This is a genomic window from Phaeobacter sp. SYSU ZJ3003, from assembly GCF_041300735.1.
In the GTDB taxonomy this organism is placed as follows: domain Bacteria; phylum Pseudomonadota; class Alphaproteobacteria; order Rhodobacterales; family Rhodobacteraceae; genus Phycobacter; species Phycobacter gallaeciensis_A.
Genome location: NZ_PXNU01000051.1, coordinates 20,871 through 34,290, shown reverse-complemented (window position 1 = coordinate 34,290; position 13,420 = coordinate 20,871). Strand labels below are relative to the sequence as shown.

Sequence of the window (13,420 nt, the reverse complement as noted above, 5' to 3'; positions counted from 1 at the left end):
AGGCGCTGGAGCAATTCTGCACCGACCTGACCGAACAGGCCCGGAATGGGGAAATCGATCCGATCGTCGGCCGGGACGAGGAAATCCGCCAGATCGTCGATATCCTGATGCGGCGGCGCCAGAACAACCCGATCCTGACCGGGGAGGCAGGCGTCGGCAAAACCGCGGTGGTCGAAGGCTTCGCGCTGCGCATCGCCCGCGGTGATGTTCCGCCCGCCTTGCAGGATGTGCGGCTGCTGGTGTTGGACGTGGGTTTGTTGCAGGCCGGCGCCAGCATGAAGGGTGAATTTGAAAACCGTCTGCGGCAGGTGATTGACGAGGTGCAGGCCAGCCCCACGCCCATCGTGATGTTCGTGGATGAAACCCACACCTTGGTCGGGGCAGGGGGCGCGGCGGGCACCGGCGATGCGGCCAACCTGCTGAAACCCGCCCTGGCGCGCGGCACCCTGCGCACCATCGGCGCAACCACATGGGCGGAATACAAGAAATACATCGAAAAGGACCCCGCGCTGACCCGCCGTTTCCAGGTGGTGAAGGTGGATGAGCCGGACATTCCCAGGGCGATCCTGATGATGCGCGGCATCGCTTCGATGCTGGAGAAACACCACCGCGTGCAGGTTCTGGATGAAGGGATCGAAGCGGCGGTCACCCTGTCGGCGCGCTATATCCCGGCGCGGCAATTGCCGGACAAATCCGTCAGCCTGCTGGATACGGCCTGCGCCCGTGTGGCGGTCAGCCAGCACGCAGTCCCGGCCGAGGTGGACGATAGCCAGCGCCGGATCGAGGCGCTGACCACCGAGTTGGAGATCATCGGTCGCGACGAAACCGCCGGCTATGACGTTGCCGCGCGGCGCGAGGCTGTGGCCGCCGCAAAGGTCGCCGAGGAAGAGTGCCTGGCGGAACTCAAAGGCCAGTGGGACCGGGAAAAAGCCGTGGTTGAGGCGATCCTTGAGCTGCGCGCCAAGCTGCGCGAGGGCGCCGCGCCGGTGGATGCGCCTGCCGAAGAAGTTGAAGACGCCGGTGACAGCCCGCTGGATGAGGAAATCCGCGCCACCCTGATGCAGGAGCTGAAGGAGAAGAACGCGGAACTGGAAGAGCTGCAGGGCGACCGCCCGCTGATCCTGCCCATCGTCGATCATCAGGCGGTGGCCTCGGTCGTGGGGGACTGGACCGGCATCCCGGTGGGGCGCATGGTCAAGGATGAAATCGCCACCATCCTGTCGCTTGAAGAGCATCTGGCCAAGCGGGTGATCGGACAGGATCACGCGATGCAGATGATTGCCAAGCGCATCCAGACCAGCCGCGCCGGCCTCGACAACCCGAACAAACCTATCGGTGTCTTCCTGCTGGCCGGCACCAGCGGTGTGGGTAAGACGGAAACGGCGCTTGCGCTGGCCGAGGTCCTTTATGGTGGTGAGCAGAATGTCATCACCATCAACATGTCCGAATATCAGGAGGCCCATTCGGTCAGCTCGCTGAAAGGCGCGCCTCCGGGCTATGTTGGCTATGGTGAGGGCGGCGTCCTGACCGAGGCGGTGCGTCGCAAGCCCTATTCGGTGGTGCTGCTGGATGAGGTCGAAAAGGCCCACCCGGACGTGCACGAGATCTTCTTTCAGGTCTTTGACAAGGGCGTGATGGAGGACGGCGAAGGCCGCGTGATCGATTTCAAGAACACGCTGATCCTGCTGACCTCGAACGCGGGTAGCGATCTGATCATGGATATGTGCGCCGATCCGGATCTGATGCCGGAACCCGAAGGCATCGCCAAGGCGTTGCGTGATCCGCTCCTGAAGATCTTTCCGGCGGCGCTTCTGGGGCGTCTGGTGACGATCCCCTATTATCCGCTCAGCCCCGACATGATCGCAGAGATTACCCGGCTGCAGCTGGGTCGGATCAAGAAACGTGTCGAGGAAGCGCATAGCGTGCCGTTCTCTTATTCGGATGCGGTCGTCGACAAGATCGTCGAGCGTTGTCAGGAGCTGGAAAGCGGTGGCCGGATGATCGACGCCATCGTCACTAATAGTATGCTGCCCGACATCTCGAACGAATTCCTGCGCCGCCTGATGGAGGGCCGGGAGGTGAGCAAGGTTGAGATCGACATCGCGGATGACGCCTTCTCATACGCGTTCGAATAGGGGCGCAAAGCGTGCCGGGTGAACCGGCACAAGTAATTAGTAGGAAACAGCGGTCGACGGGGCTGCAATTTAATCAGTGAGGATCTTGAGATGGCAAAGACGACAGTAACAAAGGCAACGCTGCCAATCATCGATATCGTTCGCAGCAAACCAAAGCTGATCTATCTGGAAATCCCCAAATACCGCGCGGATGTGGTGATCGAGGTCACGACCACCGGCAAGCTGTCAAAGCCCAAAGAGGTGCCCAGCACGGCGATGAACCGTCTGAAAGCGGCCGCCGAGGCGGTGATGCTGGATTACGAGAAGATCATCAAGGAAGAGGCGGTCCGGCTCGACAAGAAGATCGGCGAGCTGATGCAGGAGCCGACCAAGAAGAACGTGGCGGCGGCGCAGCAGATGATCGCTGACTCCAACATGAGCATCAAGAACGCCTTGGCCTCGGCCGAACCGGCAGCCCAGAAGGCGGTTGAAAAGACGCTGAAAGCCGAGGCGCAGAAAGACAAGCTGCTGAAAGAGGCGCGGGTCAAGACTACGGTCAAATGCAGCCTTGGAGTGATCAAGATCGGCGCCTCTGTGGCGAAACTGATTGCCACGTCGGGGGCCGAGATCACCTCCTACAAAACCATCGTGGTCGAGGTGGCCAAACTGGGTCTTGAGATCAATCAGCAGCTGAAGAACGAAGCCAAGCTGCGCAAGGACCTGCAAAAGGGGCTCGCTGCCTTTCTAAAACTGCGGGAAACCTCGGTGCAGCAGGCAATCGACCGGCAGGGACTTGGCGATATCGCGGGTAATCTCGATTATTCCAAACCGATGGCCGCGATCAAGGGAGCGCTGAAATCCGCAAAAGATGCCGGAGAGGAAGTCACCCAGGGGCGTGATCTGAAATCCATCGCCGCAAAGATGATGGATTTCTCGGTGAAGAAGATCAAAAGCAACCTTGCCGATGTGGAAAAGGCCCGCGTGGCCTACCGTGAACACACCACCAAAACCCGCCACCGCGCTGACAAACTGGGCGCCAGCGCCGACAAGCTGATGAAGGCGATGAAGTCCAACAGGACCCTGAAGGAAGGGGTCAAGATCGGCGCGAAATGCATGGACCTGAAACGGGCCGGCTCTGCCATGAACAAGAAGCTGGCTGAGCGCGAAGCGTTTCTCGTTGAAATTCAGGAGGTGATGAAGGGCAACGGTCTGGAGATCGACGACCGTACCACCATTCAGAAGATCAAGGAGCTGGAGAAACTGACCATCCTGGAAGAGGGCAAGGGCGTCCTCGATGCGATCAAGGACATCAAGGGGCTGGTCGATAACGTGGTGGAAGCGGCGGCCTGACGCCTGCCAAAGAGCGAGAGGAGAAGAGACGTTGAGTACCGCAGACCACGAAGAGAGTTTGACGCTGCGCGCCCGCGCCCGCATTTTTGTGGAACGCCCTGCGGTGACCAACGGTATCCTGGGTGTCATCATCTTCAACGCGGTGACGCTGGGGCTCAGCACCTCACAATCGGTCGATGCCCAGATTGGCGGTTTGCTGGATGGGATCGACCGGCTTGTGCTGGGGATCTTTGTTGCTGAACTGGCGCTGAAACTCTTCGCCTATGGATTCCGGTTCTTCGCCTCGGCCTGGAATATCTTTGACCTGCTGGTCGTCAGCGTCGGCCTGTTGCCGGACAAACAGGGGCTGTCGGCTCTGCGCGGGTTGCGGGTGATCCGGGCGCTGCGTCTGCTCTCAGTCATTCCGCAGATGCGGGCTGTGGTGCAGGCGCTTCTGGATGCCTTGCCGGGCATGGGCGCGGTGATCGTCATGATCTCGATCGTCTTCTACGTCTTTGGGGTGATGGCAACGCTGATGTATGGCGCGGCTTTCCCGGAATGGTTCGGCACGCTGGGGCGGTCGCTCTACTCCCTCTTCCAGATCATGACCTTGGAAAGCTGGTCGATGGGGATCGTGCGTCCGGTGATGGAGGTTTTCCCCTTTGCCTGGTCGTTCTTCGTGCCCTTTATCGTCATCACCGCCTTTTCGGTGTTGAACCTGTTCATCGGTCTTCTGGTCAATACCATGCAGTCCGCGGTGGAGGCTGAGGCGGAAGCCGAATTCGAACAGCTGCGCGATCTGGTGCGCCGGGAGACTGATGTGATCGACGAACATGTTCTGGAGATGCATCAGGAGATCAAAGTGCTGCGCAATGAACTGGCGGCGCTGAAAGGAGGCGGGGATGGCTGACAGCTCACAAAAGTTCATTGCCCGCAATCGCGCGCCCCGGGTTCAGATTGAATATGATGTGGAGCTTTACGGCGCGGAGAAGAAGGTTCAGCTGCCCTTTGTCATGGGGGTGATGGCGGATCTGACGGGCAAATCGAAGGTGCCGCAGCCGTCGGTGGCGGACCGGGCATTCCTGGAGATCGATGTCGACAATTTCGACGCGCGGATGAAGGCGCTGGCGCCCCGCGCCGCCTTTTCGGTGCCCAACACGCTGACCGGCGAGGGCAATCTGTCGGTCGATCTGACTTTCGAAAGCATGAAGGATTTTTCACCCGGCGCGATTGCCGCCAAGGTGGACGCGCTGCGCCCGCTGCTGGAGGCGCGCACCCAGCTGCAAAACCTGATGGCCTATATGGATGGCAAATCCGGGGCCGAGGCGCTGATCGAAAAGATCCTGCATACGCCCAGCTTGCTGGCGGCAGTGTCGGCCTCCGAACCCTCCGCCGACAAAGAGACGGCCCTTGAATCTTTGCGCGGCATAGAACTGCCCGAGGAAGCCGCGGATGAAAGCAGCAATATCCTGTCGGATCTGGCGGGCCAGGCCCCGGTAGAGGCAAAAACTGAGGACGGGTCCGAGGGTGTTCTGGACAGTCTGCGCGGGCAGGCGCCTGAGGAACAGGACGAGGCGGATGCGACCTCCGGTATCCTGGAAGGTCTTGCGACGGGTGAACCGGCGGCAGAACCAGCAGAGGACGAGACGGCGGATGTCCTGAAGGATCTGGCGGGGTCAGAACCATCTCAGGACCCGGGGTCTGACACGGTGACCGATGTTCTGGCCGGGATCGCAAGTACTGCACCTGCCGCTGAGGATGCCGGGCCTGACATCGACGATGTTCTCGGAGGTATTGAGGCGACGGACACGGCAACGCCACCTGAAAAAGACGACGCGGCGCAGGTGTTGCAGGGCCTTTCGCAGTCCCCGGTAGAAGAGGAAGAGACGCAGGACGATCTGTCCGCCGCGCTCGACAGTCTGCCCGAAACCGAAGACAGCGACACGCCGGATACGGCTCTGGCCGCGCTGGACAGCTTGACGGCCATCGGGCCAGAGGACACTGCTGAGGACGATGTCGGCGATATCCTTGGCGGCCTGGCTTCGGCGGAAGAGACGGATCCTGACAGCGACGAAGAGGAGGCACTGAAAGCCCTTGATTCCCTGACCACCGCCGCGCCACCGCCGGAGCAGGAGGAAAAAGAAGACACGCTGGCAGATATCCTCGGGAGCGTGCCGGAGGATACCAGCGACGCGGAGGAGGAGACGGCGCAGGCAGAAGCTCTCAGCAGTCTTGCCTCAATCGAGGTTTCAGACAGTGGAGCGCCTGAGGACGATGTTGCGGCGCTGCTGGAAGGGCTAGCGGAGCCGGAAACCGACGCGGTAGAGGAAGCCGATACAACGGAAGACGCGCTGCAGTCTCTGGCGGAAATCGAGACAGGCCAGGGCGAGGAAGACGCCCCCGATTTCGATGACATTCTGGGCGGCATTTCCGAAGAGGAGCCGACTGGCGACGACGACACGGACGAAGGGGGAGCGGATGATATCCTGTCGGATCTCGGCCTGAGCGATAGCCCCGATGACGAAGAGGCAGAAGGCGAAGACACTGCGCAAGTGGTAGCCCTTAGCAGCCTTGCGTCAGTTGAAGTTTCAGAAACCGAAGCGCCGGAAGATGATGTTGCGGCGCTGTTGGAAGGGCTAGCCGAGCCGGAAACCGACGCGGTAGAGGCAAGTGATACAGCGGAGGACGCGCTGAATTCTCTGGCGGAAGTCGAGACAGGGGATAGCGAGCAAGCTGATCCCGACCTTGATGACATTCTGGGTGGTATCTCTGAAGAGGATCGGGTCGGCGGCGACGACGCGGAAGAAGGCGATGCAGATGATATCCTGTCTGATCTGGGTCTGAGCGACGAGGTTGAAGAGACAGCGGATGAGGACAGTGATCTGGACGATCTTCTGGGTGATTTGACTGCAGATGAAGAGCCTGAAGGGCAGGCAGATCAGATGCAGGAGGAGGACGATCTCGCAGCCCTCTTGCAGGATGCGACCGAGGTCCAAGAGCCGGATGACGCTCCGGACGATGACCTTGCCGCTTTGCTGGCGGACGATGATGAGGAGGTGTCCGAGGCAGAGCCGAGTGATGCGGATTTCGATCTGGATGCTCTGCTCGCGGATGAGACTTCGGACGACTCCGATGAAGCCGAAGAGGCGGCAGAGGAAGCGGCGGGCGATGATCTGGATGATTTGTTGACCGGGTTCGAAGAAGACGCCAGCGACGATGCAGATGAGGATGATCTGGACAGCCTGCTCGCAGGCTTGGGTGACGAAGCTTCCGAGGAAAAAGAGCCTGATGAAATCACAGATGAAGCTGAGGATAGCGATGACCTCGACGCTCTTCTGACGGATCTGGATGATCCGGGTGATGATCTGGATGCCCTGTTGGCGGGTGAGGAAACTGCGGATACGGCCGACGATGATGATCTTGACGATCTGTTGGCCGGGCTTGGCAGCGAGGATGAGGACGCAGGCGGCGACGATCTGGATGATCTTCTGGGGGATCTCACGGCAGATGAGACAGCCAAAGAAGAGGTGGCCCCTCCGGCAGCCGCGGAAGCCGAGGCTGACAAGGACCCGGAATTCGCATTTGGAACCCTCTCCGCAGACCGTCCTGAGCCGCAGAAATTGGTGAGAAAACGCTTCCGCTTGGCGCTGTTCGGAGATTTTTCGGGCCGGGCGGCGCGCGGTATTGTCGAAACCGGCGATGCCCTGGCTGCGCGTAAAGCGGTTCTCTTGGATCCCGATACGGTCGAGGATGTGATCGAAAGCTTTGCCACCGAACTGGTGCTGCCCATCGGCAAGGATGGCGCAGGCATCGCGGTCAAGCTGGGCACGCTGGACGATCTGCACCCGGATGAGCTGTTTGAAAATGTTGCGCTGTTTTCTGAACTCGTGGGGCTGCGCAAACAGTTGCAAAGCGGCGCCACGGCGGATCATGCGGCGGCGACGTTGCGCGCCTGGGCGGAGAAACACGGCACCCGCGCCCATGCGCCGAAAACCCGCTCGGCAGGCAGTTCGGTGCCCGCGGACCGGCGGCTCAGCGCCTTCCAGCAACTGATCGGCGATACCGGCAATGCGCTGCGGCAAGCCTCTCCGGTCGAGGAGATGCTGGCCCGTATCGTTGGTCCACATATCCGTGCGCTGCCAGATCCGGACGCGGCGGCGATGCAGGTGGCGGTGGACGAAGCGCTGTCTGATGCGATGCGGCTGGTGCTGCATCATCCGGAATTCCAATCAGTTGAAGCGCAGTGGCGCGCGCTGGATCTGATCGCGCGCTCGGTCGAGGTCGACGACAGTCTTGAGGTCATGCTGTATGACGTTTCGGCCGAGGAATTGGCGGCGGATCTGGCCGCCGCCGATGATCTGACCCAAAGCGGTTTTGCGCGCCTTCTGACCGAGGAACCACTGGACGAGGAAAACGGGCGTGGCGGCTATTCGGCGCTGATTGGTCTCTATGGTTTCGAGGAAACCCCGCCGCATGCGGAGCTTTTGGGCCGGATTGCGCGGGTCGCTGCGCATGTGGATGCGCCCTTCTTTGCCGCTATGTCGCCCGCCTTCCTGGCGGTGCCGAAAAAGGAACGCCCGAAACTTGTGGCAGAGGCCTGGGACACCCTGCAGGGCATGTCCGAAGCGGGGCATTTGGGCCTCGTCAGCCCCCGGTTCCTGCTGCGCCGCCCCTATGGTGCCAAAAGCGATCCGATCTACGAGTTCGATTTTGAGGAGTTTACCGAGGCCGAGGGGCTGCGCGGGATGCTCTGGGCCAATCCGGTGGTTCTGGTCGCCATTCTGCTGGCGCGCTCCTTCAAGGCCAATGGCGCTGCGATGCAGCTGGGCAGCATCATGAGCCTTGGCGGCATGCCCTATCATTATGTGAATGACCGGTTTGGCGATCAGGTGGCGCTGCCCTGTACCGAACGCAACATCGATCTGGACAAGATCGCCATGGCCAATGAGCGTGGCTTCATGGCGATTGCAGCGGTCAAGGGACGGGACGAGTTGCGTCTGACCTCCTTCCAGTCGGTGAAAGGCGGAGAAATCCTAGGTCCTTGGACCGGCCTGCCCGCCCCAGAACCTTCGCCGCCCGATCCGCGCAAGGCTGCATCTGCCGCAGGCGGCGAGGATATCGCTCCCGGTTCAGATGGTGGCGATGATGACGATCTGAACCTTGATGATCTGGGGCTCGAAGACCTTGATCTTGATACGGGTGGCGACGACGGCGGCGATCTCGATGATTTGCTGGCGTCTTTTGAAGATATTGATGAGGACAGCGGCGACGACGATGGCATGGATGCCGATCTTGCCGCGCTATTGGATGATTTATGATGTTTCGGATGGACATAAGGCGGGCTGGGTCCGCTCTGGCCTTCATTCGTGAAAGGAGCCGCCATGGTTGAGAGCAAAGCCCATGAAAGCGATATGGTCTGGATGTCGGGCAGCTACAGCGCCCGGGACCTGCACCTGAAACGGGCCATCGTGCGCGAAGGGTTGAGCAAGCTGACCGAAACCACGGTCGCGTTTCAGTCCAAGAACAAGGCGGTCAAACTGGAAGAGATCGTTGGCCAGACCCTGAACTTGCATGTGACAACGGCAGATGGAAGCGACCAGAAGTTTTCCGGCCTGTGCATCTCGGTTGAAAACATGGGGTTCCGGGACGGCTATGGTCACTATGTGGCCGAGGTCCGGCCCTGGTTCTGGTTGTTGACGCGCACCTCTGACAGTCGGGTGTTCCAGAACCTGTCGGCGGTCGACATCATCAAGCAGATCTTTAGCGAATATGGTTTCAGCGATTTTCGCGACCGGCTCAGCGATTCATACGAAAAGCGGGAATACTGCCTGCAATACCGGGAAACGGACTACGCATTTCTGTGCCGCCTGATGGAAGAGGAAGGCATTTATTTCTACTTTGACAGCAATAAGGACAAGAATTCTGCCGAAAGCCTTGTGTTGTGTGACGGGATCAGCGGGCATTCCCCGATCAACGGCTCATCGACCATCGAATTCCATGCCCGCGATGATCGCGATCGCCGCCGCGAGGATCACATTGCCGAATGGACGCGCGAGGAAACGCTGACCCGAGGCAAGGTGACGCTGAATGATTTCGATTTCACCTCACCCATGGCGGATCTCAAGGTCAATAACTCGATCACCCGCGGCAATCACAGCCACAAGGATTACGAGGTCTACGACTATCAGGGCCACCACCGCAAAGACACCGGCCTGGGCGGAAAACTGGCCCGGGTGCGGATGGAAGCCGAAGCGATAGCTCATAAACGCTGGCGCGGTGCCTCCAGCGTGCGCACCCTTGGCACCGGTGGAACCTTTACTCTGAAAAATCACCCGGACAGTGACGCCAATGGCGAATATCTGGTGGTGGATACGATCCACTATCTGCAGGTGGCAGGGGATTACAACGAAAGGGAAGACCGCAAGAGCGACGCCGCCAAGGAAGGCGAGATGCGGCGGGACGTGAAACCCCGCAACATGGATTTCCCCGAAGAGGTCGCAGGCGACGCCTATGCTTCGACCTTTTCCGCGATCGAAAAGCAGGAACAGTTCCGCGCCCCGCTGGCGACTCCCTGGCCCGAGGTGCCGGGCCTTCAGACCGCGACGGTTGTCGGGCAAAGCGGCGAGGAAATCTGGACCGATGAATATGGCCGCATCAAGGTTCAGTTTCACTGGGACAGGGAGGGCAAGAAGAACGAAACCGCCTGTTGTTTCGTGCGCGTCGTCACGCCCTGGTCTGGCAAGAACTGGGGCATGGTGGCAGTGCCGCGTATCGGTCAGGAGGTGGTGATCCAGTTTGAGGACGGCAATCCGGACCGCCCGATCTGCACCGGAATGCTCTATAATTCCGACACAATGCCACCCTACAAATATCCCGACGATCAGACGCAGCTGGGGATCAAGACCAACTCGTCCAAGGGCGGCGGCGGCTATAACGAGCTGATGTTCGAGGACAAAGCCGGCGAGGAGCTGATGCGTGTTCAGGCGCAGAAGGATCACCAGATGCTGGTCAAGGATCGCTCAGCGGTGACGGTGGGGCTGGATGCGCCTGATCCGGATGCGCCGGGCACGGACGAGAAAAGTTTTGCGATGACCGTCAAGCAGAACATGACAGAAACCGTGAAATCTGGGGATCGCACGGAACTGGTGGAGACGGGTGACAAGTCTGAAACCATCCAGAAGGGCAACATGACCCTTGATGTGGACACCGGCAACCTGACCGAAACGATTGCCAAGGGCAATCACTCCGAAACGGTCTCGCTTGGCAATCTGACTGTGGATGTGACGGCCGGGAAGATCGAGATGTCGGCGGGACAGGAAATCCTGCTCAAGGTGGGGGGATCCTCGGTCAAGATCGACAATTCGGGTGTCACCATCAAGGGCCCGATGATCAAGATCGAAGGCTCCGGCATGGTCGAGGCGAAGGCGCCGATGACCACGGTCAAAGGCGACGCAATGCTGACCCTCAAGGGCGGCCTGACGCTGATCAACTAGGTGGGAACGATGTCGGAAAACTATGATGATCTGAAAAAGCTTCCCGCCGATCCGGTCGCCAAGCTGCTGTCGCGGGCGAATGTTCTGCTGAAGACCCCGTTACAGTCTCCGCCGACCGCAACGGCCCCGGCGGTGCTGAAAGAACTGGCGGACAAGGGCGCTTTGGTGGACCTGTTGCGTCTTCTTGCCGTGCTTTTGCCGCCGCGGGAGCGGGTCTGGTGGGCCTGCCTTGCCGCGCGTGATTATATCGGGCCACGCTCGCCCAAGGATCCGCCGTCACTGACCACCTCCGAAGCCTGGGTTCTGGACCCGAGCGAGGAAAACCGCGATGCGGCGCGCATCACGCTGGACCATGCCTATGTGGATGATGACACGGTCAATTGTGCTCTGGCGGTGCTTTATGCCGATGGCACCTTGGGGCCGGGCGATCTGCGTCAGTATCCCGCGCCGGCCGGGGCCTCCGAGGCGGCCGCTTTTGCCATGAATATGGTAGCGTTGGGCCAATTGTCTGATAGGTTTGAAGAACATGGCCGTGTGTTGGTCGCCCGAGCGCTGGATATTGCGCGCGGCGGCAATGGTCAGGGGGCTGCCACGTCGGCGGCCTCTGAAGAAGTGTAACGAGGAGGTGGTTTGACATGGGAATGCCCCAGGCCCGCGTGACCGATCTGCATGCTTGCATGCTGCCATCGACGCCGCCGCCACCGGTGCTGCCGGTGCCGACACCGATTCTGCCGCCCTGCGCCGTGACCGTTCTGGTCGGCGGCCTGCCTGCTGCCCGGATGAGCGACATGTGCACGGCCGCCCCACCGCATCCGATCATCAAGGGATCGGCGACGGTACTGATCAACAATCTGCCCGCCGCCCGCATTCTGGATAACGCGGCCTGTGGTGGCATGATCACCATGGGGCAGGTGACAGTGATTGTAGGAGGATAATCGCGACTATGGCGGTGACGCTCAAATTTCAGAGCTCGGGAACGATGCCTGGCGATGCGGCGCCGGTGCCGATGCGGGGGGCCAGCCTGACCGTCGGGCGCGGCGCCAGCAATGATATGGTGCTGCCGGACCCCGATCAGATGCTGTCGCGCCATCACTGCGTGATCGAGGATCATAACGGCTCGGTCGTGATCGTCGATCTCAGCTCCAACGGCACCTTTCTGAACTATTCGAAAATCCCGCTTGGCCGCACACCGACGCCGCTCAACAACGGTGATGTGATCTGTATCGGGAATTACGAGTTGGTCATCGAAATCCGGGATGATCTGGCCGAACCGGATGCGGGCATTGCAGCACCACTGGAGGCGGCACCGATGTCACCCGGGGTGGCCGAGAACGCGCCGGACCCGCTGGCGCTGCTGGACGATGCCGGTCCGGGGCGTGATTTTCTGGATGATCTTCTGGGCGGGTCGGAGCCGACCGGCCCCTCGCAGCTGAACCCGGTAGATCCCATCGACGAATTGCTGCCGCCGATGGGCGAAGATGAAGATCCGTTTTTCCAGAAGGCCAGCGATGGCCGCGAAGGGGAGGGTGCCAGCCTGCCCAGCCATGCCCCCTCGGCGCAGGACAGTTTTGCATCGCCCAGCACGTCATCTTCGGCGCTCATCCCGGATGATTGGGATGATGATTTCCTTTCGGGGATCGAGGGACCTTCCGAGGCGCCGACCCCGCTCGCGGAACCAGCAGTGGCTGCGCCGCCTCCACCCGCCGAGGATATGCCGCCAGCCGCCCCCCCTGCAGAGGACCAGCAGCCAGATCCTGCACCAGCGCCACCGCCGCAACACACCGCGCCGGAACCAATAGTCCCAGCCCCGCAACCGGCTGACGCGCCGCCGACTGATCAGACAGCGGCGGCCGCGGCATCGGATGCATCTGGCGATCAGATCACGGCGGCCTTCCTGGAAGGGCTCGGCGCCGAAGAGGCTGCCTTGAAAGGCGAAGATCCGGCGACGGCTATGCGCAGGATGGGCCGGGTCATGCACACCCTCATCGCGGGCCTGCGTGAAATCCTGATGACACGGACCTCGATCAAATCCGAGTTTCGGATCGAACAGACGATGATTTCCGCAGGCGGCAACAACCCGCTTAAATTCTCGATCACGCCGGAACAGGCGATTGAAACCATGCTGCGCCCGGCGACCAAGGGCTACCTGTCGCCGGAAACCGCTGCCGAAGAGGCCCTGCAGGATATCAAGGCGCATGAGGTCGCCATGGTCACCGGCATGGAGGCCGCGCTCAAAGGGGTGCTGGGTCGTCTGGATCCCAAGGCGCTGGAGGCGCAGATCGAGGACAAGGGCGGCCTGAGCGGGATCCTGCGCGGCAAGAAAGCCCGCTACTGGGATGTTTACGAACAACTATACGCCGAGATTTCAGACCAGGCGGAAAACGATTTTCACGACCTGTTCAGCCGCGAATTTGCGCGGGCCTACAAGGCTCAGCTGGACCGGTTGAAAGACTGACCCGCGCGGCGCGCGTGGTCCAATTAAAA

The 13,420-nt window shown here is 60.8% G+C and carries 8 protein-coding genes and 1 pseudogene; all 9 read left to right on the top strand.

Annotation, left to right across the window (positions count from 1 at the left end; all coding sequences use genetic code 11):
• Nucleotides 1-2,135, top strand: a 2,135-nt coding sequence (gene tssH / locus C6W91_RS17145; RefSeq protein ID WP_370571179.1) for a type VI secretion system ATPase TssH, incomplete at its 5' end; no start/stop codon positions are given.
• Nucleotides 2,136-2,225: 90 nt separating this feature from the next.
• The gene (locus tag C6W91_RS17140) at nucleotides 2,226-3,464 is read left to right on the top strand and encodes a hypothetical protein (protein WP_274839922.1); all 1,239 of its coding nucleotides are present in this window, start codon (nucleotides 2,226-2,228) and stop codon (nucleotides 3,462-3,464) included.
• Nucleotides 3,465-3,495: 31 nt separating this feature from the next.
• Nucleotides 3,496-4,353 (top strand): ion transporter, encoded by an 858-nt coding sequence (locus C6W91_RS17135; protein WP_274830720.1) that lies wholly within the window; start codon nucleotides 3,496-3,498, stop codon nucleotides 4,351-4,353.
• Nucleotides 4,346-4,840 (top strand): annotated as a pseudogene (tssB, locus tag C6W91_RS17130) (type VI secretion system contractile sheath small subunit); the annotation flags it as partial. The gene C6W91_RS17135 and the pseudogene tssB, both read left to right, overlap by 8 nt.
• A 1,545-nt stretch (nucleotides 4,841-6,385) precedes the next feature.
• The gene (locus C6W91_RS17125; protein WP_274839962.1) at nucleotides 6,386-8,761 is read left to right on the top strand and encodes a type VI secretion system contractile sheath domain-containing protein; all 2,376 of its coding nucleotides are present in this window, start codon (nucleotides 6,386-6,388) and stop codon (nucleotides 8,759-8,761) included.
• A gap of 63 nt (nucleotides 8,762-8,824) precedes the next feature.
• Complete coding sequence (locus tag C6W91_RS17120; protein ID WP_274839921.1) at nucleotides 8,825-10,936, top strand: type VI secretion system Vgr family protein; 2,112 nt, start codon at nucleotides 8,825-8,827, stop codon at nucleotides 10,934-10,936.
• A gap of 9 nt (nucleotides 10,937-10,945) precedes the next feature.
• Nucleotides 10,946-11,554 carry a hypothetical protein gene (locus C6W91_RS17115; protein ID WP_274830718.1) on the top strand — a complete coding sequence of 203 codons (609 nt, stop codon included), beginning with the start codon at nucleotides 10,946-10,948 and terminating at the stop codon, nucleotides 11,552-11,554.
• Between the two features lie 17 nt (nucleotides 11,555-11,571).
• Complete coding sequence (locus C6W91_RS17110; RefSeq protein WP_274830717.1) at nucleotides 11,572-11,871, top strand: PAAR domain-containing protein; 300 nt, start codon at nucleotides 11,572-11,574, stop codon at nucleotides 11,869-11,871.
• 8 nt (nucleotides 11,872-11,879) lie between these two features.
• Nucleotides 11,880-13,391: a type VI secretion system-associated FHA domain protein TagH gene (gene tagH / locus C6W91_RS17105; RefSeq protein WP_274839920.1), complete on the top strand. Its 1,512-nt coding sequence runs from the start codon at nucleotides 11,880-11,882 to the stop codon at nucleotides 13,389-13,391.
• The last annotated feature ends 29 nt before the right edge of the window (nucleotides 13,392-13,420 follow it).

Bases quoted from the DNA above. Each gene is read 5' to 3' on its own strand.
- C6W91_RS17140 (WP_274839922.1), top strand. From the start codon at position 2,226: ATGGCAAAGACGACAGTAACAAAGGCAACGCTGCCAATCATCGATATC.
- C6W91_RS17120 (WP_274839921.1), top strand. From the start codon at position 8,825: ATGGTTGAGAGCAAAGCCCATGAAAGCGATATGGTCTGGATGTCGGGC.
- tagH (WP_274839920.1), top strand. From the start codon at position 11,880: ATGGCGGTGACGCTCAAATTTCAGAGCTCGGGAACGATGCCTGGCGAT.
- C6W91_RS17110 (WP_274830717.1), top strand. From the start codon at position 11,572: ATGGGAATGCCCCAGGCCCGCGTGACCGATCTGCATGCTTGCATGCTG.
- C6W91_RS17125 (WP_274839962.1), top strand. From the start codon at position 6,386: ATGCAGGAGGAGGACGATCTCGCAGCCCTCTTGCAGGATGCGACCGAG.
- C6W91_RS17115 (WP_274830718.1), top strand. From the start codon at position 10,946: ATGTCGGAAAACTATGATGATCTGAAAAAGCTTCCCGCCGATCCGGTC.